Source organism: Pseudomonas aestiva (genome assembly GCF_039908605.1).
Classification (GTDB): domain Bacteria; phylum Pseudomonadota; class Gammaproteobacteria; order Pseudomonadales; family Pseudomonadaceae; genus Chryseomonas; species Chryseomonas aestiva.
Window position 1 is genome coordinate 2,806,618 of sequence record NZ_CP150916.1, and the last position, 21,029, is coordinate 2,827,646.

The window sequence follows — 21,029 nt, forward strand, 5'->3', positions numbered from 1 at the left end:
TTCTCCTCGTAGCCCCTTGATCCGTCAAGGATTTTTCCAATTTAATTTTCTACGAGGCGCTATTCTCGGTAGATCATCTTGCGGGTCATGCCGCCGTCCAGGGTGATGGCCTCGCCGCTGATGAAGCCGGCGTTGCCGCTCAGCAGCCAGGCCACGCAGGCCGCGACGTCTTCCACCGTCCCTACCCGCCCGACCGGATGCTGCTCGTGGTCGGCAGCGGACAGCGGCTCGGCCGCGCGGACATGGGCATCGCGCGCATCGATCCAGCCCGGAGAGAGCGCATTCACCCGCACTTCCGGACCCAGGCTGATGGCCAGGGCGTGGGTCAGGGCCAGCAGCCCGCCCTTGCTCGCGGCATAGGCCTCGCCATGGGGCTCGGACTGCTGGGCACGGGTCGAGGCGATGTTGACGATGGCGCCCTGCTGCTCGCGCAGATAGGGTGCGCAATGCTTGGCCAGCAGCATGGGGCCGTCCAGATTCACCCCGAGCACCCTGCGCCATTCGGCCAGTGCCAGGCTTTCCAGCGGCTGGCCCTGGGCAGTGGCGAGACCGGCATTGTTGACCAGGGCATCCAGCCGCCCGAACTGGCCGATCACCTGGGCGACGGCGGACTCCACCTGACTCTCGTCAGCCACGTCCAGGGCGACGAACAAGGCGCGGTCGCCAAGGGCGGCGGCCACCTTGGCGCCGCGCTCCTGCTCGATGTCGGCCACCACTACCCGCCAGCCTTCGGCTACCAGCCAGGCGGCGATGCCCAGCCCGATCCCACGCGCCGCGCCGGTGACCAGGGCGACGCGCAATTCAACCGGTGCGAACGTCAGACTCATAGGGCCGCCAGTCCGCGGGCCAGGTCCTGGCGCAGATCGCCCAGGTCTTCGAGACCCACGGCGATACGGATCAGGCTGTCGCGGATCCCGGCGTTGGCACGCTCGGCCGGCGACAGCCGCCCGTGCGAGGTCGTCGCCGGGTGGGCGATGGTGGTCTTGGTATCACCCAGGTTGGTGGTGATGGAGATCATCCGGGTGGCATCGATGAAGCGCCAGGCGGCGTCACGTCCACCGGCGACCTCGAAGCTCACCACGGCGCCGAAGGCGCTCTGCTGGCGGCACGCCAGCCCATGCTGCGGATGGCTTTCCAGGCCGGCGTAGTGGACCCGCTCGACGCCGGGCTGGCCTTCCAGCCAGCGCGCCAGCTCCAGTGCGGTCTGGCTGTGCGCCTGCATGCGGATCTTCAGCGTCTCGAGGCCCTTCAGGAACAGCCAGGCATTGAAGGGGCTCAGGGTCGGACCGGCGGTACGCAGGAAACCCACCACTTCCTTCATCTGCTCGGCACGGCCGGCGACCACGCCACCCATGCCCCGGCCCTGACCATCGATGTACTTGGTCGCCGAATGGATGACGATATCGGCACCCAGCGCCAGCGGCTTCTGCAGCGCCGGGGTGCAGAAGCAGTTGTCGACCGCCAGCAGCGCACCCTGGGCATGGGCGATCTCGGCCAGGGCGGCGATGTCCACCAGCTCGGCCAGGGGATTGGACGGCGACTCGACGAAGAACAGCCGGGTATTGGGCTTGCAGGCCGCCTGCCAGGCGTCCAGGTCGGCCAGCGGCGGATAGTCCACCTCGATGTCGAAGCGCTTGAAGTACTTCTCGAACAGGCTGATGGTCGAGCCGAACACGCTGCGCGAGACCAGCACGTGGTCGCCAGCGCTGCACAGGCTCATGACCATGGCCAGGATGGCCGACATGCCCGAGGCGGTGGCCACCGCCTGCTCGGCCCCTTCGAGGGCCGCGATGCGGGTCTCGAAGGTACGCACCGTGGGATTGGTGTAGCGCGAATAGACGTTGCCCGGCACCTCGCCGGCGAAGCGCGCCGCGGCATCCGCAGCGGTCCGGAACACGTAGCTGCTGGTCAGGAACAGGGCTTCGCCATGCTCGCCTTCCGGCGAGCGCTGCTGCCCTGCCCGCACCGCCAAGGTCTCGAAGGCCGCGCCCTCGAGATCACTGTCCAGGCGTCCGGCATCCCAGTCTTGGCTCATGTGCAGCTCCTTAGTCGTTGTAAAGATCGATGATGGCGCTGACGGCCTTGTGCTTGACCTTGGCCGCGTCGTTGCGCGCCTGCTCGATCCGATTCAGATAGGCGGCATCGACGTCGCCGGTGATGTACTCGCCATCGAACACCGCGCAGTCGAACTGCTCGACCTTGGGTGCCTTGCGGGTGCGCACGGCTTCCTGCAGGTCATGCAGGTCCTGGTAGATCAGCCAGTCGGCGCCGATCAGCTCGCCGACTTCCTCGGTGGTGCGGCCGTGGGCGATCAGCTCGTGCACGCTGGGCATGTCGATGCCGTAGACGTTGGGGAAGCGCACCGCCGGAGCCGCCGAGCAGAAATAGACCTTCTTGGCGCCGGCTTCGCGGGCCATCTGGATGATCTGCTTGCAGGTGGTGCCGCGGACGATGGAGTCGTCCACCAGCATCACGTTCTTGCCGCGGAATTCCAGTTCGATGGCGTTGAGCTTCTGGCGTACCGACTTCTTGCGCGCGGCCTGGCCGGGCATGATGAAGGTCCGGCCGATGTAGCGATTCTTGACGAAGCCCTCGCGAAACTTGACGCCCAGGTGGTTGGCGAGCTCCAGGGCCGCGGTGCGGCTGGTGTCCGGGATCGGGATGACCACGTCGATGTCGTGCTCGGGCCGCTCGCGCTGGATCTTCTCGGCGAGCTTCTCGCCCATGCGCAGGCGGGCCTTGTAGACCGAGATGCCATCGATGATGGAATCCGGACGGGCCAGGTAGACGTGCTCGAAGATGCAGGGCGCGTACTGCGGATTTTGCGCGCACTGGCGGGTGTAGAGCCGTCCGTCTTCGGTGATGTACACCGCTTCGCCCGGTTCCAGGTCGCGGATCAGGGTGAAGCCGAGCACGTCGAGGGCGACGCTCTCGGAGGCGATCATGTATTCCACGCCGTATTCGGTGTGACGCTGGCCGAAGACGATGGGCCGGATGGCATTGGGATCGCGGAAGCCGACGATGCCGTAACCCGTCACCATGGCCACCACGGCATAGCCACCACGGCAGCGCTCATGGACTTCAGAGACCGCGGCGAAGACGTCGTCCTCGGTCGGCTGCAGCTTGTTGCGCACCGCCAGTTCGTGGGCGAAGACGTTGAGCAGCACCTCGGAATCGGAATTGGTGTTGACGTGGCGCAGATCGGATTCGTAGATCTCGCGGGACAGCTGCTCGACGTTGGTCAGGTTGCCGTTGTGCGCGAGGGTGATGCCATAGGGCGAGTTGACATAGAACGGCTGCGCCTCGGCGGAGCTGGAGCTGCCGGCCGTGGGGTAGCGCACATGGCCGATGCCCATGCGGCCGACCAGGTGCTGCATGTGCCGCTGCTGGAAGACGTCGCGGACCAGGCCGTTGTCTTTGCGCAGGAAGAGTTTACCGTCCAGGCTGGTGACGATACCGGCGGCATCCTGACCGCGATGTTGAAGGACGGTGAGCGCGTCGTATAACGACTGGTTGACGTTCGTCTTGCCCACGATACCTACGATGCCACACATGCGACGCGACCCCACTGTTTCAAGTGATGCGACGGCGAACCATCGCAGGATGACCCCGGCAGTGCGAGGCCTGGAAAACCGTTCAAGGAGCCTTGGGCCCCAGCTGTGGCAGCAGTTGCAGACTGGGCATGGGCGTCGCGCCCAGCCATTGGCCGGCAAAGCCCAACAGCAGATTCTTCGACCAATCGGCCACCAGGAGAAAATGTGGAACCAGCACCGACTGCTGCCACCAGCCGTCCTGCTGGACCGGCCCCAGGCTCAGCAGCCCCACCGCCACGGTGATCAGCAACGCACCGCGGGCGGCGCCAAAGGCCATTCCGAGAAAGCGATCGGTGCCCGACAAGCCGGTGACGCGGATCAATTCGCCAAGCAAGAAGCTCACCAGGGCGCCGACGAGCAGTGTCAGCACGAAGAGAATGACACAGGCGGCGATCACCCGTCCGGACGGCACCTGAATATAGTCCACCAGGTAATTGGAAAGGGCCCCGCCGAAGACCCAGGCCACGCCACCGGCCACGATCCAGGTGGCCAATGACAACGCTTCCTTGACGAAGCCGCGCCTGAGACTGATCAGGCAGGAAACGATGACAACGGCGACGATCGCCCAGTCCACCCAGGTGAAGCCCACGGCAAGGTCCACTTACAAAAAGGCCCTGCATTCTAGCAGAGCCTTGTGACCGGGTTAACCGCGCTCCGGCTGAAAGCGGACTACGAAGCCCTTGACGCCATTCTGCTTGTTGAGCTGGTCGCGCAGGCGATCCGCCTCGCTGCGCTCTATCACCGGCCCGACGAAGACCCGGTTCATGCCGTCGGCGGTCCGTACATAGGCGTTGTAGCCCTGGCTGCGCAGCTTGGCCTGCAGGGCATCGGCGCTGGGCCGCGACGACAGGCTGGCGAGCTGGACCGACCAGCTGTTGGGTAGATTGGCCGCGCCCAGGCGCGAATCCGGCTTGGCCACGGGTGCCGGGGCCGCCGCAGGTGCCGCCGGAGGACTGGCGACGGGTGCGCTGGCGGCGGGCGCCTTGGCGACCGGCGCGGCAGGCTGGGATGGCGCCGGCGCGGGGTTCGCCGGCGCATTCTGCGTCGGCGCCTGGCCGGAGGTGCCGGCGATCGGCGTCTGCGGCTTGCCGAGCGGCTTGGCCGGCTCGTCCGGCACTACCACCACCGGCGGCGCCTCGGGTGTCTGCACCGGCTGCACCTCGGTACTGGGCACCGTGGGTGCGGCCGGCTGGGCCGGCGCCTCGACCGCCACCTTGCGGGCATCGTCCTGGCGATTGAAGAGCATGGGGACGAAGATGATGATCAGCGCCAGCAGCACCAGCGCACCGATGACTCTTTGCTTGAGCATGGGTTATGCCTCCGCGGATTCGGATGGAGAAGAGAGCTGCGCGAGGACCTCGGCGACACTGTAGAAGGAGCCGAACACCACCACCTCGTCGTCAGCTGCACTGGCGGCCAGTTGCGCCTCGAAGGCGGCCAGCAGCGAGGCATGGGCCTCGGCGCGCGCACCGCGCGCCGCCAGGAGAGCGGCCACCTCGGCACCGTCGCAACTGCGCGGGGTCGGCAGACTCGCCACCGCCCAGCTGGCGAACAGGCTTTCCAGGGGCGCCAGGATGCCGTCCAGGTCCTTGTCGGCCAGGACGCCGAACACCGCGCGCCGTACGCCGGCGACCGGCTTCATCGCCAGGCGGCGGGCCAGGTATTCGGCGGCATGAGGATTATGGGCCACGTCCAGCAGGACGCTGCGCCTCTGCCCTGCCCGCTCGACCTGACGGCGATCAAGCCGTCCGGTCATGCGCGTGGCCTGGAGCGCCGCCGCGATCTGCTGCGGCAGCCAGGGTTGTTCGAGTAACGCGTAGGCCTGCAAGGCCAGGGCGGCATTTTCCATGGGCAGATCGAGCAGCGGCAGGCCCGGCAGCGCCAGGTCGTTGCCCTGGGCATCGCGCCCACGCCAGAACCAGCCGGCGCTCTCGATGCGCAGATCGAAGGCTTCGCCGCGCAGCAGCATGGGCGCGCCCAGGCGCTCGGCGGCGTCGATCAGCGGTGCGGGTGGCTCCAGATCGCCACAGAGGGCCGGCTTGCCGGCGCGGAAGATCCCGGCCTTTTCCACGGCGACGCTGTCGCGGGTGTCGCCCAGCCATTCGGCGTGATCCAGGCCGATGCTGGTGACCAGCGCCAGATCGGCATCGATCAGGTTGACCGCATCCAGGCGTCCGCCCAGACCGACCTCGAGGACGGCGACATCCAGCCGGGCACGCTCGAACAGCCAGAAGGCGGCCAGGGTACCCACTTCGAAATAGGTCAGGCTGATCTCGCCGCGGGCGACTTCCACCGCGGCGAAGGCGGTGCAGAGATCGCTATCGCTGGCGAGGGTGCCGTCCACGTCCACGCGCTCGTTGTAGCGCACCAGGTGCGGCGAGGCATAGACGCCGACCCGCTGACCGCTGGCGCGCAGCAGGCTGGCGAGAAAGGCGCAGGTGGAGCCCTTGCCGTTGGTGCCGGTCACGGTCACCACCCGCGGCGCCGGCCGGGTCAGGCCCAGCCGCTGCGCGACCTCGCGCACCCGGTCCAGGCCCATGTCGATCGCCGACGGATGCAGCTGCTCGAGATAGGCCAGCCATTGCGCGAGGCTGCGCGAAGCCATCAGGCCGCCGGGACCGGCTGGTGCTGGAAGGTCGCCAGCAGGCGCGCCAGGCGATCACGCAATTCCTTGCGCGAGACGATGAGGTCGACGGCGCCGTGATCCAGCAGGAACTCGCTGCGCTGGAAGCCTTCCGGCAGCTTTTCGCGCACGGTCTGTTCGATCACGCGCGGACCGGCGAAGCCGATCAGCGCCTTGGGCTCGGCGACGATGACGTCGCCCAGCATCGCCAGACTGGCGGAGACACCACCATAGACCGGATCGGTCAGCACCGAGATGAAGGGAATGCCCTCTTCGCGCAGACGCGCCAGCACCGCGGAGGTCTTGGCCATCTGCATCAGGGAGATCAGGGCTTCCTGCATCCGCGCACCGCCCGAGGCGGAGAAGCAGATCAACGGGCAGCGCTCTTCCAGGGCCACATTGGCCGCGCGGACGAAACGCTCGCCGACCACGGCACCCATGGAGCCGCCCATGAAGGAAAATTCGAAGGCGCAGACCGCTACCGGCATGCCCTTGAGGGTGCCTCGCATGGAAATCAGCGCGTCTTTTTCGCCGGTTTCCTTTTGCGCCGCGGTGAAACGGTCCTTGTACTTCTTGCTGTCGCGGAATTTCAGGCGATCCACCGGCTCCAGCTCGGTACCCAGCTCTTCACGACCCTCGGCGTCGAGGAAGATGTCCAGGCGGCGTCGCGCGTTGATGCGCATGTGGTGACCGCACTTGAGGCACACGTCCAGATTCTTTTCCAGCTCCGGACGGTAGAGGACCGCTTCGCAGGCCGGACACTTGTGCCAAAGACCTTCCGGCACCGAACTGCGCTTCACCTCGGACCGCATGATGGAAGGAATCAGTTTGTCGACCAGCCAATTGCTCATGCATCTCTCTCCACTTGCATGGGCTCCCAGCGTGGCCTGGGCCACGCCTTCCTTGAGCATCTGTAATAGGTTCGGCAGCGCCCGCTGTATCCCGGGCCGCTACCCTCTTGTCGCATGCCGGCTCCCGGGGAGCCGGACGTCAGACCCACCCGGGGCGGGTCTGCTTGAATATGTCGCAGGTGTGGACGGCAACCACCCGACGGGGGTCACATCAGGCGATTGGCGCACCCCGCACGGCCGCCATGAAACGGGCGATCTCGGCGGCATCCTTGATGCCCTTGGCCTGCTCCACGCCGCCACTCACGTCCACCCCAAAGGGCCGGGACGCGGCGATGGCCGTGGCGACGTTATCCGCCTCGAGCCCGCCCGCCACGATCAGTGGCAGCGACAGGTCCTGCGGCACCCGGGTCCAGTCGAAGGCCTGGCCGGTGCCCCCGGGCACGCCGGCGACATAGGTGTCGAGCAGCAGCCCGCGGGCGCCGGCATAGTCCCGGGCGACGGCGGCGAGGTCGATATCCTCGCGCATGCGCAGGGCCTTGATGTAGGGACGGCGATAACGGGCGCACTGCGCCGGTGACTCGTCGCCATGGAATTGCAGGAGGTCCAGGGGCACGGCGTCGAGCGTCTCCTCGATCTCGCAGGGCGAGGCATCGACGAACAGCCCGACACTGGTCACGAAGGGCGGCAGGGCCGCCACGATCTGGCGGGCCTGGGCAGCGCTGACCGCCCGCGGGCTGCGCGCATAGAACACCAGGCCGATGGCATCGGCGCCGGCAGCAGCCGCAGCCAGTGCATCCTCGACCCGGGTGATCCCGCAGATCTTCACTCGAACGTTAGCCAAACCGGAATGACCTCGTTCCAAATCGATGGATGTTAGCAGACCACCCGCGCAGCGTCAGCCTTGGGGGTCATCCAGCTCGGGGATATGCCCCAGGAACAGCGGACCCAGCGGCCGCTTCGGCACGGGCGTGCTCTCGGGATACTCGGCGTCCACCAGGTAGAGGCCATAGGGATGGGCGGTGACGCCACCCAGCCGCCGCTCGCGCGCGGCCAGGACCTCGCCCACCCATTCCACCGGCCGCTCGCCACAGCCCACCGCCATCAGCACCCCGGCGATGTTGCGCACCATGTGGTGCAGGAAGGCATTGGCGCGGATGTCGAGGACGATCAGCCGTCCGCTCTGCCAGAGACGCAGATGATGGATGGTCTTGATCGCCGACTTCGCCTGGCAGGCCTTTGCTCGGAAGGAGGTGAAATCATGGGTACCGAGCAGCACCTGGGCCGCCTCGCGCATCGGCTCGATCCGCAGCGGACGGTGATTCCAGGTGACCTCCTCCGCCAGGTGCGCGGGTCGGATGGGATCGTTGTAGATCACATAGCGGTAGCGCCGCGCCATGGCGCTGAAGCGGGCATGGAATTCGTTGCTGACCGGCTTGACCCAGGTCACGCTGATATCCGATGGCAGATTGGCATTGGTGCCCATCACCCAGGCCTTGAGCGGCCGGGCGACGGGTGACTCGAAATGCACCACCTGGCCGGTGGCGTGCACCCCGCAATCGGTACGCCCGGCGCAATGCAGCGCGATGGGCGCCGCGGCGACCTCGGAGAGGGCGTCTTCCAGGGTCTCCTGCACGGAGCGCACACCGGGCTGCTGGCGCTGCCAGCCGCGATAGCGGGCACCCTTGTACTCGACGCCCAGGGCGATGCGCTGCGGTGGAACGATGATCGTGGGGTCTAGAAAATCCAAGGCGACGGCCAGGCAAAAAAAAGGGGAGGCAGCTTATAGCGCCTCCCCTCCTCTGCCAAGTCCGGCCAGCCTTAGCTGAGCTGGGCGATGATCTCCCGGGCTTCCTGCTGCTGCCCGGCATTCCCCTCGGCAATCACCTCGTCGAGGATGTCCCGGGCACCTTCCGGATCGCCCATGTCGATGTAGGCGCGCGCCAGATCCAGCTTGGTGGCAGTTTCGTCTTCGCCGGACAGGAAGTCGAAGTCGTCCAGACCGTCGCTACCCGCCGTGCCACTGGTGGTCTCCGCATCGAACTGGCGCGAGGCCTCCTGCAGGCGGGCGGCGAATTCCTCGTCGCTTTCGCGCTTGGGCGCAGGTTGCTCGTCGTCGAAGTCGGAGAGGTCGAAACTTGCGGGCAGCTCGGCGTCGGCCGCCGGCGGCGTGGGTGCATCCAGTGGCTCGTCGAAGGCCGAAGCCGCACTGGAACCCGCGGTCGGCTCGTCGTGCGCCAGGTCGCCCTGCCGCTCGAATTCGCTGAAGTCCAGGGCGAAGTCATCGTCCTTGGCAGCTGGAGTCGCCGCAGGTGTGGCAGCGGGTTCGGCATCGAAATTGAGATCGAAGTCGAAATCGTCGCGCGGGTCGGTCGCCTTGGCCTGGGCATCGGCGAAGGCTTCGCCGAACAGGGGTTCCTCCGCCGGACCGGCAGGCTGATGACCCTGGGTATCCTCGCTGCCGAAGTCATCCAGGGACAGATCGAAGTCCTGGCTGTCCTCGGTGGCCGTGAAGCCCTGGTTGCGCGATTGCTCCTCGCTCAGTTCGTGGGCGGCGGCCAGCGCGGCGGCCCCGACCGCAGCCGAGGCGACCGCGACGGTGGCCATGGCCGGATAGCGCGACTTCAGGTGCTCCACCGCCGGCTGGGCGCCGCCGATCTCCTTGAGTTCGCGCTCTTCGCGCTGGAAGCCGTCCTTGTCGCCCATCTCGGCATAGACTTCCATGAGCTTGAGGCGCAGATCGGCGCGATGGGGTTCCTGGTCGCTGGCCTTCTTGAGCACCTCGGCCGCCTGGCTGAAGCGGCCATAGGCCATGTAGATGTCGGCCTGACCCAGGGCATCGTCCTGGGCGTCGGCGTCACGCGCCGCGTCCTGGCTGCCCTGGTTCAGCTCCAGCCCGGCGAGGGCATGGTGATCACCCAATTCGGGATCGGCGTCGAACACGGTGTCGGTGCGCGCAGCTTCGGCGTCACGCTCGCGCTCGGCCTCCTTCACCGCGTTGCGGCGCGAGTTGATCATCAGCAGGACCAGCAGCGCCAGCAAGGCGCTGCCGCCGATGATGCCGAGCCAGAGCGGATTGCTGAGGATCTCGTCGAGGAAACTGTTGGTGGCCTCGGTCGGCTCGGTCGCCGGGGTGCTGGGCGTGACCGGGATGACCTTGGGCTCGCTGGCCGCAGGCGGCGCCGCGCCGGTACCCGCCTCGCTGGCCGGCGGCGAGGTGGTGGGTGCAGAGGCGTCGACCGGAGCGACCGGTGCGGCGGCGGTCGGTTCCTGGGGCGTAGGCGCGGGGGTGTTCTCGGCCGGCGCAGGCGTCACCGGAGCCGCCGCTTCGGGCGTCGCCGGCGGCTGGGCCGGCTGACCCGCGGCCTGGGGATTGGCCATGTTGGCCTGCATCCGCGCCAGCTGGGCGTCCTTGAGCTGCATGATCTTCTGCAGCTTGTCGAGCTGCGACTGCAGATCGCCCAGACGACTCTTGAGTTCTTCGTTCTCGCGGCGGGTGGTGTCCAGGCTTTCCTGGGTCACCGCCAGGCGATCGGCCAGGGACTGATCACCACCCTTGCCACCGGCGGATTCACCCGCGCGTCCGGCAGGCTGACCGGAGAGTAGCTTGAGATTGTCCTTGGGGGCGGCAGGCGTCGAGGCCTCGTTGCCACTCGGCTGGGCGGAAGCATCCACCTGCCGGCGCGGCGTCCCGGCAGGCGCGCCGTCGCCGCCCTGCTTCCAGGCACGGGTCTGGCGGGCGATCTCGGCCACCGCCTCGCGCTGGGGACGCGTTCCGGCCTGGGCCTGATCGGGCAGGCGCAGCACCTGGCCGCTCTTCATCAGGTTGATGTTGCGATCAATGAAGGCGTCGGGATTCAGATCCTGGATCGCCAGCATGGTCTGGTCGACGGTGACGCTGGCGGCCGGGCGATTGCGCGCCGCCACTTCCCAGAGGGTATCGCGCCGCTCGGTGGTATAGGTGCCCCGTGTCTGGGTCGCGCTCGGTGCTGGCGCGGCAGGCGGCGTGGCCGGACGCGGTGCGCTCGGCGTGTTGGCGCGCGCTCGCGGCGTGGCCGGCACCTGGGGCGCGAACGGCGCTGCCGCAGCCTGGGGGGTATAGAGCGGCGGATCCAGCAGCACGGTGTACTCGCGCAGGATCCGGCCACTCGGCCAGTTCACTTCCAGCAGGAAGTTGAGATAGGGCTCGCGCACCGGACGCGCCGAGGTTACGCGGATGACGGTGCGCCCGTTGCGCACCTCCGGGGTGAACTTGAGATCGTTGAGAAAGAAGGCACGGTCGACACCGGCCTTGCCGAAATCCTCGACGGACGCCAGATTGGGGCGCAACTCGGCGGTACCGAGGTCACGCAGGTCCGACAGATCGATGGTGGCATCGAAGGGCTGATTGAGGGCCGAATTGAGGTGGATCTCCCCCAGGCTGAGGGCCTGGGCCGCGCCAGACATCAAGGCGCTCGCCGCTGCAATTGCCCGCACCAGTTTCTGAACTCGAACCATGACCGTCCCTTTTTAGAAGCTGTCGATCGCGCCACCGTGCGGGCGCCTGTGTCCATCGCTGCGTGCCACGTCCACTGCTCTTTTGCTCAAGCCAAAAGAGCGAAGCATTTCACGAAGTATCTTTTAGGCCGACTGTTTAAGCAACAATTCGGCCAGCTGAACGGCCGTCAGTGCCGATAATCTGACATTGTCCGCCACCAGCCAGCATTCCAGCCGCCGGGCATCCCGCGGATGCAGCCTCACCCGTCCCACCAGCACCTCTTCCCGGCCCAGGGCATCGCCCACGGCAGACGGGCAATCGAGTTCTTCGTCGAGCGCCAGGCCCGGCTCGTCACCCAGGGCCTCCAGCACCTGCTCCAGCTGCCAGGGCGCCTGGGCCCTCAGGCTGAGCGCCAGGCTGTCGCCAAAGAACACCGGCGCCTGCACGGCAGTGACGTCCAGCACCGGCAAGCGCGCTCCCAGCACCTGCTGACATTCGTCCAGCAAACGATGTTCCTGGGCAGTATAGCCATCCGCTGTCGCTGCGCCGGTGCGACCGAGCAGATTGAAGGCCAGCTGTCCTTCGAACAGCCGCGCCTCGACCGGTCGACCGTTGAGCAATTCAGTGGCCTGCCGCGCCAATTCCTCGACGCCACCACGGCCGGCGCCGGAGGCGGCCAGGCACGCCGTCAGGGAAGCATCATGGAGTGTATTCAAGCGAGCGAGCACGGCTGCCACGCTGGCGGCCGCCTGGGCGGCTGCCAGGGGAACACCGAGCCAGGCGGCGGCCGGGAGCTGGTCGAGGCGGTCGCCATTGATGCGTGGCAGCACGGACAGCGCGGCCGAGGCGCCGCTGAGATCAAGCACGGCGCAACCGGCAGCGACCAGTTGCGGCCGCAGGGTTTCGACCACGGCGGCCGGCGCGGCCAGGATCACGATGCCGACCGGGGCGAAATCGAAGCCGTCGAGGCCGATGACACGCAGATTGCTGCCTCGGAAGGGCAGATTCTGCCCCGCCGACTCACCGCTGGCGAGCAGGTGCAGGCGCCCGTGGGGCACGTCGCGCTCATCGAGGAGTTCGCGAATGGCTTCGCCGTAGGCACTGGTGGCACCGACGAGGGCGATATCTCTGGCAGTCATGATGGGACGGTCCGCAACGAAAGAGGGCCGCACTTTACTGGCGGCCCTCCTCTATAAGCAAACGTTTAGCCGTCGGCTCACTGCTCCAGCAGGATGCGCAGCATCCGCCGCAGCGGCTCCGCGGCGCCCCACAGCAACTGGTCGCCCACGGTGAAGGCGCCAAGGTACTGGGAACCCATGTTCAGCTTGCGCAGCCGGCCAACCGGTACGCTCAGGGTGCCGGTGACGGCTGCAGGCGTGAGGTCGCGCATGCTGACCTCGCGGTTGTTCGGCACCAGCTTGACCCAGGGATTGTGCTGACTGATCAGACCGTGGATGTCGGACAGCGGCACATCCTTGTTCAGCTTGATGGTCAGCGCCTGGCTGTGGCAGCGCATGGCGCCGATGCGCACGCAGATACCGTCCACCGGGATGGGATTCTTGAAGCGACCGAGGATCTTGTTGGTCTCTGCCTGGGCCTTCCATTCCTCGCGGCTCTGGCCGTTGGGCAGTTCCTTGTCGATCCAGGGGATCAGGCTGCCGGCCAGGGGGACGCCGAATTGCTCGGTGGGGAAGGCTTCGCTGCGCAGGGTCTCGGCGACCTGGCGATCGATATCGAGGATGGCGCTGGCGGGATCGGCCAGGCTGTCGGCCACGGCGGCGTGGGTCGCGCCCATCTGGCGGATCAGCTCGCGCATGTTCTGGGCACCGGCGCCGGAGGCGGCCTGATAGGTCATGGCGCTCATCCAGTCCACCAGACCGGCTTCGAACAGCCCGCCCAGGGCCATCAGCATCAGGCTGACGGTGCAGTTGCCGCCGATGAAGTCCTTGCGGCCATCGGCCAGGGCCTGGTCGATGACGCGGCGATTGACCGGGTCCAGCACGATGACGGCGTCATCCTGCATGCGCAGGCTGGAGGCCGCGTCGATCCAGTAGCCTTTCCAGCCGGCCTGGCGCAGCTTGGGGAACACCTCGCTGGTGTAGTCGCCGCCCTGGCAGGTGAGGATGACGTCGAGGGTCTTGAGCTCGTCGATGCTGTAGGCATCCTTGAGCGGCGCCACGCCCTTGCCGATGGCCGGGCCTTCGCCGCCAACGTTAGAGGTGGTGAAGAACACGGGCTCGATCAAGTCGAAATCCCGTTCTTCGAGCATGCGCTGCATGAGCACGGAGCCCACCATGCCACGCCAACCGATCAGACCTACACGTTTCATCGCTACTGCACCTTTATTGTCTTGAGGACGGCCGCCTTCCCCGACGGCCGATCAGATTAACGCCTTGCGAGGGCGGCGACCACTGCTTCGCCCATCTCGCGGGTACCGACCCGCTGCTTGCCTTCCGACCAGATGTCGCCGGTCCGCAGACCCTGGTCCAACACCTGGCCCACCGCCGCCTCGATGGCCTCGGCCGCCGCGGCGGCGCCAAAGGTGTACCTGAGCATCATGGCCACCGAGAGGATGGTCGCGAGGGGGTTGGCCACGCCCTGGCCGGCGATGTCGGGTGCCGAGCCGTGGCAGGGTTCGTACATGCCCTTGTTGTGGGCATCCAGGGACGCCGAGGGCAGCATGCCGATGGAGCCGGTCAGCATCGAGGCTTCGTCGGAGAGGATGTCGCCGAACATGTTGTCGGTGACGATGACATCGAACTGCTTGGGTGCGCGGACCAGCTGCATGGCGGCGTTGTCGACGTACATGTGGCTGAGTTCGATGTCCGGATAGTCCTTGGCCACCTCCTCCACCACTTCGCGCCACAGGCGGCTGGACTCGAGGACATTGGCCTTGTCCACCGAACACAGCTTGCCGCCACGCAGACGGGCCATGTCGAAGCCGACGCGAGCGATGCGACGGATCTCGCCTTCGCTGTACGGCAGGGTATCGAAGGCCAGACGCTCGCCGTTCTCCAGCACCCGGGTCTCGCGCGGCGAGCCGAAGTAGATGCCGCCGGTCAGCTCACGGACGATGAGGATGTCCAGGCCGGAGACCACTTCCGGCTTGAGGGTCGAGGCCTCGGCCAGTTGCGGATAGAGGATGGCCGGGCGCAGGTTGCCGAACAGGCCCAACGCGGAACGGATCTTCAGCAGACCACGCTCGGGACGGATGTCGCGTTCGAGCTTGTCCCACTTGGGACCGCCCACGGCGCCCAGCAGCACGGCATCGGCGGCGCGCGCGCGCGCCAGGGTCTCATCGGCCAGGGGCACGCCGTACCGGTCGATGGCGGCGCCGCCCAGGTCGTCATGGACCAGTTCGAAGCCGAGGTCATGGTCGCGGTTGACCACTTCCAGCACCTTGACCGCCTCGGCCATGATTTCCGGACCGATGCCGTCGCCCGGCAGGATGAGGATCTGCTTGCTCATTGTCTTTTCCTGTCTCACATCAGATGGGCTGAGCCCAAAGAACCATGACGTCGACGGTGAAGGAGCCGTCGCGGTCGATTTCGAAATACTGGCGCACTTCCTGGCCGATCTTGCTCTGCAGGCTGCGAATGGCCTGGCACTGCGGCTCGGGGGTACGCATGCGCGCGGTCCAGCTCGCGAAGTCCAGGCGCAGGCGCTGGCGACGGCAGCGGCTCACGCCCAGCCGGGCCATATCCAGCAGGCGGTGCCACTCGGCGAAGGAATAGTTACGCACGTGGCTGATGTCGCGCAGGATTTCCACCGTCTGCAGATAGGTATCCAGGCGCGGATTGGCCGGCGAGATCACGTCGATGATGGCCATCTCGCCACCATGGCGCAGCACCCGGCGCACTTCGCGCAGGGCCGCGCCGATGTCGCGCCAGTGGTGCGCCGAATAGCGGCTGAAGACGAAGTCGAAGCTGGCATCACCGAAGGGTAGGTGCTCGGCCATGCCGGGCTGAACGCTGATGTTGTCCAGGCCCTGCTCGGCCGCGCTGCGCTTGACCACCGAAAGCATTTCCTCGGCCAGATCCAGGGCGATCACCTGCCCGGCCACCGGCGCCACGTTGTAGCTGACGTGACCGCCACCGCACCCGAGATCCAGCACCTTGGCCCCTTCCCGCTGAGCCACGGCGTCGCGCAGCTCGAGGAGCTCGGCGCCCTGGGCATGGACGGCACTGGTCAGATAGGCCTCGGCGGTGGCGCCGAATTGCTGCTGTACGTGTTGCTCGTGGTCACCGCTCATGGAGCCTCCGGAAAGAGCGCCGGCCGCGCGGGCCGGCGACTGGGTTCAGGCGCTGGGGAACATCCAGGGACTGCTCTGGCGATAGCGGGCTTCGAAACTCCCGATGGCGTCGGCATCCTGCAGGGTCAGGCCGATGTCGTCCAGGCCATTGAGCAGGCAGTGCTTGCGGAAGGCGTCGATCTCGAAGGACAGCGCCACGCCATCGGGACGGCGCACGGTCTGGCTTTCGAGATCGACCACCAGCTGGTAGCCCTCGTTGGCTTCGACCTGGCGGAACAGCTCGTCGACGTCCGCATCGCTGAGGATGATCGGCAACAGACCGTTCTTGAAGCTGTTGTTGAAGAAGATGTCGGCGAAACTCGGCGCGATCACCGAACGGAAACCGTAGCCATCCAGGGCCCAGGGCGCGTGTTCGCGGCTGGAACCGCAGCCGAAGTTTTCACGGGCCAGCAGGATGCTGGCGCCCTGGTAGCGCGGCTGGTTGAGCACGAACTCAGGGTTCAGCGGACGCTTGCTGTGGTCCTGGCCGGGCTGGCCGACGTCCAGGTAGCGCCACTCGTCGAACAGGTTGGGGCCGAAGCCGGTGCGCTTGATCGACTTGAGGAATTGCTTGGGAATGATCTGGTCGGTGTCGACGTTGGCGCGATCCAGGGGTGCGACCAAACCGGTGTGCTGGGTAAAGGCTTGCATGGTCAGGCTCCTCAGGCGTTGGCGAAGTCGCGGACGTCGACGAAACGACCGGCGATGGCGGCAGCGGCGGCCATCGCCGGGCTCACCAGGTGGGTACGGCCACCGGCACCCTGACGGCCCTCGAAGTTGCGATTGGAGGTGGAGGCGCAATGCTCGCCACTCTCCAGGCGGTCGGCGTTCATCGCCAGGCACATGGAGCAGCCCGGCTCACGCCATTCGAAACCGGCTTCGATGAACACCTTGTCCAGGCCTTCGCGCTCGGCCTGGGCCTTGACCAGGCCGGAGCCGGGTACCACCAGCGCCTGCTTGAGGGTGGCGGCGACCTTGCGACCCTTGGCCACGGCGGCGGCGGCGCGCAGGTCCTCGATGCGTGAATTGGTGCAGGAGCCGATGAAGACGCGATCCAGCACGATGTCGGTGATCGGCTGGTTGGCCTTGAGGCCCATGTACTTCAGGGCGCGCTCGATGGAGCCGCGCTTGACCGGATCGGCTTCGCGAGCCGGGTCCGGCACCTGCTGGTCGACGGCCAGAACCATCTCCGGCGAGGTGCCCCAGCTGACCTGCGGCTTGAGCTGAGTGGCGTCGAGTTCGACGACGGTGTCGAAGTGGGCGTCGGCATCGGACACCAGGCCGCGCCACTGGGCGACGGCGGCCTCCCAGACGGCACCGGTGGGCGCGAAGGGACGGCCCTCGACGTAGTCGATGGTGGTCTGGTCCACCGCCACCATGCCGACCCGGGCACCGGCTTCGATGGACATGTTGCAGATGGTCATGCGGCCTTCCATGGACAGGGCGCGGATGGCGCTGCCGGCGAATTCGATGGCATGGCCGTTACCGCCGGCGGTGCCGATCTTGCCGATGACCGCGAGGACGATGTCCTTGGCAGTGACGCCAAAGGGCAACTCACCCTCCACCTTCACCAACATGTTCTTCATCTTCTTGGCCACCAGGCACTGGGTGGCGAGCACGTGCTCGACCTCGGAGGTGCCGATGCCATGGGCCAGGGCTCCGAAGGCGCCGTTGGTGGAGGTGTGGGAGTCACCGCAGACCACGGTCATGCCGGGCAGCACGGCGCCCTGCTCCGGGCCGATCACATGGACGATGCCCTGGCGGACGTCGTTCATCTTGAACTGGGTGACGCCGAAGTCGTCGCAGTTCTCGTCCAGGGTGCGGACCTGAATGCGCGAGATCTCGTCCTTGATGGAATCGAGGCCTTCCTTGCGATCGGGGGTGGTCGGCACGTTGTGATCGGGGGTCGCCAGGTTGGCGTCCAGACGCCAGGGCTTGCGGCCGGCCAGACGCAGGCCTTCGAAGGCCTGGGGCGAGGTCACTTCGTGGATGATGTGGCGGTCGATGTAGAGCAGCGCGGAACCGTCGTCGCGCTGCTTGACCAAGTGCATATCCCAGAGTTTGTCGTAGAGCGTCTTGCCAGCCATGGGTGGATTCCTCATCAGGCGTGGAACGGCACGGGCCTTTGCATGCCCTTGGTGCTTGTGGGGTCAAAGATACCGCGTTAGGCTCGCATGAAACAAATTCATCTTTTTCATGAAGCGCATAACCAATAGGAATTCGACGTCTTGGACCTTGCCAATCTGAACGCCTTTGTCGCGGTGGCCGAAACCGGCGGTTTCTCCGACGCTGGCGAGCGCCTGCACCTGACCCAGCCGGCGGTGAGCAAGCGCATCGCGGCCCTGGAGCTGCAGCTGGGGCTGCGACTGTTCGATCGCATCGGCCGCGAGGTCAGCCTGACCGAGGCCGGACGCGCCCTGCTCCCCCGCGCCTATCAGATTCTAGACGTGATCGATGACACCCGGCGGGCGCTGACCAATCTCAATGGTGCCATCGGTGGCCGGCTGACGCTGGCGACCAGTCACCACATCGGCCTGCACCGGTTGCCGCCGATCCTCAGGCGCTTCACCCGGGACTATCCCGACGTCGCCCTGGATATCCGCTTTCTCGATTCGGAAGCCGCCTACGACGAAATCCTGCATGGGCGGGTGGAGCTGGCCATCATCACCCTGGCGCCTCAGACCGCGGCGCCGATCAAGGCGGTGCCGGTGTGGAGCGATCCCCTGGACTTCGTGGCAGCGCCCGAACATCCGCTGGCGAACCAGGCGGAGGTCACCCTGGCCGATGTGGCGCGGCATCCGGCGGTGTTTCCCGGTGGCAATACCTTTACCCGGCTGATCGTGCATGGATTGTTCGATGCCCAGGGACTGATACCCAATATCGCCATGAGCACCAACTACCTGGAGACCATCAAGATGCTGGTGTCCATCGGCCTGGCCTGGAGCGTGCTGCCGCGGACCCTGTTGGACGATCAGGTACGCCGGCTGCCGCTGCCGGGGATTCAGTTGGAGCGGCGCCTGGGGTACATCCTGCATACCGAGCGCACCCATTCGAATGCGGCGCAGGCGTTCATGGGATTGCTGGATGAGGTGGAGCGGGCATAGTGAGCCGCGTTTGATGGCCCGGTTAACCGTAGCGTGGAAAACGGCGCAGCCTTTTCCACCCGGGTGTTCGTTGGCGAAAAGCGCCCTCACCCCAACCCTCTCCCGCAGGGAGAGGGGGCTGGCCGAGCGGGCGCTCGACTCCATCAGGCGCAGGTTGGGCTGAGGAGGCTTTATCCTCGAGGTCCAACAGTGGGGGGGTTGGCTTGGCCTTCTTGGGCTTCGCTGCGCTCAACCTAAGGTGCTGGTTCCGGCGCCCTCACCCCAGCCCTCTCGGGAAAGAGGGCTGGCCGGGCAGGATGTAGGTTGGGTTGAGACGGCTTTATCGTCGAAGCCCAACAATGCGGCGGTGGCCTGGGCACCGTTGGGCTTCGCTGTGCTCCACCCAACCTAGGGTGCCGACAGGAACGTATCAGCCCTTCTTGAGCTTTTTCAGGCGCTTCTTCGACTTGTCGATGACTTCCTTGCGCTCGCGGTCCTTCAACTCCTTCCAGCCCTTGATCTCTGAGCGTTTGCGGCCACATCCCTGGCAGACGTCGTCTTTGATCTTGCACTGGCTGATGCAGGGACTTTCGACCTTACCCACGGCAACCTCGGAAATGAAAAAGGCCCTGCAGTATAACTACCGCAGGGCCCTGTCCAGCGCCATCCGGCAGAATGGCGGGCTATGGGGGCGATTTAGAAAACCGCTTGAACCTTCAGGCCGCCCACCACGGCATTGTCGACTTCACGCACGCCACCTGGGCTCTTGATGTACTGGAGGTTGGGGCGCACGGTCAGCCAGTTGGTCACGTGCACACCGTAGTAGATCTCGGCGTCGTACTCGTTGTGCTGCAGGGGCGTGTAGGCCGGATCATCGTAGTCGGTGGCACCGGCGGCCTGGTTGAGGGCGCGCTGGTTGTCGCGGAAGTCGCTGTTGGTGCTGATGCGCGCGACGCCGAAGCCGATGTCATCCTTGGGACGACCGTCGAAGGGGCCCTTGTACACCAGACCGGCCTGGACGTAGTTGCTGACCTTGTTGACGTCCTTGGCATGGGCGGTGAAGTTGGCGAACACCGACAGGCCGCGGCTCGGATCATCGTTGTGCGCGGTGATCTGCTGACGCGCCACGACCCAGTAGCCGTGCTTGCTGGAGTGCTCCTTGTAATCCAGCCCGGTAAGGGCGGCGGAGTTGCCGTTGACGTCTTCGTAGACGTCGTTGGCATCGGCGGTGCTGTAGTAGTAGCCGACGCGGTATTCGCCCGGCAGGCCGTTGACCTTGGGCGACCAGACCATTTCCACCGGCAGGACCGCACCCTTGGTGCCGCTGCCGTTGAGCTTGAAGCCGTTGCCGGTTTCCAGCAGCGACGGATTCTGCTCGTAGGCACCGACCTGGACGAACAGCTCGGGGGTCAGGCTGTACTTGACGCGCAGGGCCCACTGGCTGACCGGCCAGTTGTACCAGACGCCTTCCCAGTTGCCGACCTGGGAACCGCAGAACGCCAGGTTCTGGAAGTCACACTCGAAGGAGTTGAAGTCCTCGCCTTCGCCGAAGCGACCGGCCTTGATGTCCAGACGGCCGTCGAAGAAGCCCTTGGACAGCCACAGCTGGGTCAGACGCCAGGTCTGGCCACGGCCATAGACTTCCTGCACCGAGGAGTAGCCGCCGACGCGCGGATCGGTGATGCGGTCGTCGGTCAGGTTGCGGCCGTCACGGGAGGTGATGGCCAGCTTGAACACCGAGTTCTCCCAACCGGCGATCTTGTTCATGTCGCCCCAGAGGCCGAACATGTACTGGGAGCTCCAGCGCCCGGTGCGATCGTCGTCGTAGCCGCCACGCAGGTTGGTCGCGCCCTCGCCGACGTATTCGAGCTTGATGTCCCAGCCCTTGTCGCGCAGGTCCTTGCGCACGCCACCCCAGTCACCGGTCATGGTGTTGCCCAGCGGCTCGAAGGCGGCCTCGGTGTTGTTGACGCCACTGAAGTTGCCACCCGGATTGGCCTGGGGCGCCGCCTGGGCACCCGCGGCGACCGCCAGGGCCAGCAGCGACACCAGGGGCAGTGCGCGCCCCGGACGATTCTTGTGGTTTTGCTTGTTCATTACTGAGATCCCTTTTT

The 21,029-nt window shown here is 66.4% G+C and carries 19 protein-coding genes; 1 reads left to right on the forward strand and 18 read right to left on the reverse strand.

Translation table 11 applies throughout. The features are described from left to right. Positions 1-59: 59 nt before the first annotated feature. The 16 genes from AABM56_RS13100 to leuC all read right to left on the reverse strand — a co-directional run bounded on the left by AABM56_RS13100 (position 60) and on the right by leuC (position 17,919). On the reverse strand, positions 60-827 hold the full coding sequence (locus AABM56_RS13100) for an SDR family oxidoreductase (protein ID WP_133860851.1): 768 nt from the start codon (positions 825-827) through the stop codon (positions 60-62). Continuing rightward, a complete protein-coding gene (locus AABM56_RS13105; RefSeq protein ID WP_133860852.1) occupies positions 824-2,035 on the reverse strand; it encodes an O-succinylhomoserine sulfhydrylase in 1,212 nt (403 codons plus the stop codon). Before AABM56_RS13105 ends, AABM56_RS13100 begins: the two co-directional genes overlap by 4 nt. 10 nt (positions 2,036-2,045) lie before the next feature. Then, entirely contained in the window at positions 2,046-3,554 is a 1,509-nt protein-coding gene (gene purF / locus AABM56_RS13110) for an amidophosphoribosyltransferase (protein ID WP_133860853.1), read from the reverse strand. 82 nt (positions 3,555-3,636) lie between these two features. After that, on the reverse strand, positions 3,637-4,182 hold the full coding sequence (locus tag AABM56_RS13115) for a CvpA family protein (protein WP_017641289.1): 546 nt from the start codon (positions 4,180-4,182) through the stop codon (positions 3,637-3,639). 54 nt (positions 4,183-4,236) lie between these two features. After that, complete coding sequence (locus AABM56_RS13120) at positions 4,237-4,902, reverse strand: SPOR domain-containing protein (RefSeq protein ID WP_133860854.1); 666 nt, start codon at positions 4,900-4,902, stop codon at positions 4,237-4,239. A 3-nt stretch (positions 4,903-4,905) separates the two neighbouring features. Continuing rightward, positions 4,906-6,198, reverse strand: a complete 1,293-nt coding sequence (folC, locus tag AABM56_RS13125) for a bifunctional tetrahydrofolate synthase/dihydrofolate synthase (RefSeq protein ID WP_133860855.1) — start codon at positions 6,196-6,198, stop codon at positions 4,906-4,908. After that, entirely contained in the window at positions 6,198-7,067 is an 870-nt protein-coding gene (accD, locus tag AABM56_RS13130; RefSeq protein ID WP_133860856.1) for an acetyl-CoA carboxylase, carboxyltransferase subunit beta, read from the reverse strand. Before accD ends, folC begins: the two co-directional genes overlap by 1 nt. A gap of 211 nt (positions 7,068-7,278) precedes the next feature. After that, positions 7,279-7,908 (reverse strand): phosphoribosylanthranilate isomerase, encoded by a 630-nt coding sequence (locus AABM56_RS13135; RefSeq protein WP_133860857.1) that lies wholly within the window; start codon positions 7,906-7,908, stop codon positions 7,279-7,281. Between the two features lie 54 nt (positions 7,909-7,962). Then, positions 7,963-8,814: a tRNA pseudouridine(38-40) synthase TruA gene (truA, locus tag AABM56_RS13140; RefSeq protein ID WP_133860858.1), complete on the reverse strand. Its 852-nt coding sequence runs from the start codon at positions 8,812-8,814 to the stop codon at positions 7,963-7,965. A gap of 71 nt (positions 8,815-8,885) precedes the next feature. After that, positions 8,886-11,561, reverse strand: a complete 2,676-nt coding sequence (locus tag AABM56_RS13145) for a FimV/HubP family polar landmark protein (RefSeq protein WP_178083896.1) — start codon at positions 11,559-11,561, stop codon at positions 8,886-8,888. 123 nt (positions 11,562-11,684) lie between these two features. Beyond that, the gene (locus tag AABM56_RS13150; RefSeq protein WP_347883343.1) at positions 11,685-12,680 is read right to left on the reverse strand and encodes an aspartate-semialdehyde dehydrogenase; all 996 of its coding nucleotides are present in this window, start codon (positions 12,678-12,680) and stop codon (positions 11,685-11,687) included. Between the two features lie 77 nt (positions 12,681-12,757). Next, positions 12,758-13,870, reverse strand: coding sequence for an aspartate-semialdehyde dehydrogenase (gene asd / locus AABM56_RS13155; RefSeq protein WP_133860861.1), 1,113 nt, complete (start codon positions 13,868-13,870; stop codon positions 12,758-12,760). Between the two features lie 56 nt (positions 13,871-13,926). Further along, positions 13,927-15,009, reverse strand: coding sequence for a 3-isopropylmalate dehydrogenase (gene leuB / locus AABM56_RS13160; protein WP_133860862.1), 1,083 nt, complete (start codon positions 15,007-15,009; stop codon positions 13,927-13,929). A 19-nt stretch (positions 15,010-15,028) separates the two neighbouring features. Next, positions 15,029-15,793: a class I SAM-dependent methyltransferase gene (locus AABM56_RS13165; RefSeq protein WP_133860863.1), complete on the reverse strand. Its 765-nt coding sequence runs from the start codon at positions 15,791-15,793 to the stop codon at positions 15,029-15,031. 45 nt (positions 15,794-15,838) lie between these two features. Next, the gene (gene leuD, locus AABM56_RS13170; protein ID WP_133860864.1) at positions 15,839-16,483 is read right to left on the reverse strand and encodes a 3-isopropylmalate dehydratase small subunit; all 645 of its coding nucleotides are present in this window, start codon (positions 16,481-16,483) and stop codon (positions 15,839-15,841) included. An 11-nt stretch (positions 16,484-16,494) separates the two neighbouring features. Further along, positions 16,495-17,919: a 3-isopropylmalate dehydratase large subunit gene (leuC, locus tag AABM56_RS13175; protein WP_133860865.1), complete on the reverse strand. Its 1,425-nt coding sequence runs from the start codon at positions 17,917-17,919 to the stop codon at positions 16,495-16,497. Between the two features lie 141 nt (positions 17,920-18,060). Between leuC and AABM56_RS13180 the strand changes: the two genes are divergently transcribed. Then, complete coding sequence (locus tag AABM56_RS13180; RefSeq protein WP_133860866.1) at positions 18,061-18,936, forward strand: LysR family transcriptional regulator; 876 nt, start codon at positions 18,061-18,063, stop codon at positions 18,934-18,936. A 409-nt stretch (positions 18,937-19,345) separates the two neighbouring features. Here the strand turns inward: AABM56_RS13180 and AABM56_RS13185 are convergent, their stop codons facing one another. Continuing rightward, complete coding sequence (locus AABM56_RS13185) at positions 19,346-19,519, reverse strand: DUF1289 domain-containing protein (RefSeq protein ID WP_082900493.1); 174 nt, start codon at positions 19,517-19,519, stop codon at positions 19,346-19,348. Positions 19,520-19,611: 92 nt separating this feature from the next. Then, a complete protein-coding gene (locus AABM56_RS13190; protein WP_133860867.1) occupies positions 19,612-21,012 on the reverse strand; it encodes a carbohydrate porin in 1,401 nt (466 codons plus the stop codon). Between the last annotated feature and the right edge of the window lie 17 nt (positions 21,013-21,029).

Coding starts and splice junctions, on each gene's coding strand:
- AABM56_RS13120 (WP_133860854.1), bottom strand. CDS start 4,902: ATGCTCAAGCAAAGAGTCATCGGTGCGCTGGTGCTGCTGGCGCTGATC.
- asd (WP_133860861.1), bottom strand. CDS start 13,870: ATGAAACGTGTAGGTCTGATCGGTTGGCGTGGCATGGTGGGCTCCGTG.
- AABM56_RS13150 (WP_347883343.1), bottom strand. CDS start 12,680: ATGACTGCCAGAGATATCGCCCTCGTCGGTGCCACCAGTGCCTACGGC.
- AABM56_RS13165 (WP_133860863.1), bottom strand. CDS start 15,793: ATGAGCGGTGACCACGAGCAACACGTACAGCAGCAATTCGGCGCCACC.
- folC (WP_133860855.1), bottom strand. CDS start 6,198: ATGGCTTCGCGCAGCCTCGCGCAATGGCTGGCCTATCTCGAGCAGCTG.
- accD (WP_133860856.1), bottom strand. CDS start 7,067: ATGAGCAATTGGCTGGTCGACAAACTGATTCCTTCCATCATGCGGTCC.
- AABM56_RS13190 (WP_133860867.1), bottom strand. CDS start 21,012: ATGAACAAGCAAAACCACAAGAATCGTCCGGGGCGCGCACTGCCCCTG.
- AABM56_RS13145 (WP_178083896.1), bottom strand. CDS start 11,561: ATGGTTCGAGTTCAGAAACTGGTGCGGGCAATTGCAGCGGCGAGCGCC.
- leuB (WP_133860862.1), bottom strand. CDS start 15,009: ATGAGCAAGCAGATCCTCATCCTGCCGGGCGACGGCATCGGTCCGGAA.
- AABM56_RS13105 (WP_133860852.1), bottom strand. CDS start 2,035: ATGAGCCAAGACTGGGATGCCGGACGCCTGGACAGTGATCTCGAGGGC.
- leuC (WP_133860865.1), bottom strand. CDS start 17,919: ATGGCTGGCAAGACGCTCTACGACAAACTCTGGGATATGCACTTGGTC.
- AABM56_RS13100 (WP_133860851.1), bottom strand. CDS start 827: ATGAGTCTGACGTTCGCACCGGTTGAATTGCGCGTCGCCCTGGTCACC.
- leuD (WP_133860864.1), bottom strand. CDS start 16,483: ATGCAAGCCTTTACCCAGCACACCGGTTTGGTCGCACCCCTGGATCGC.
- purF (WP_133860853.1), bottom strand. CDS start 3,554: ATGTGTGGCATCGTAGGTATCGTGGGCAAGACGAACGTCAACCAGTCG.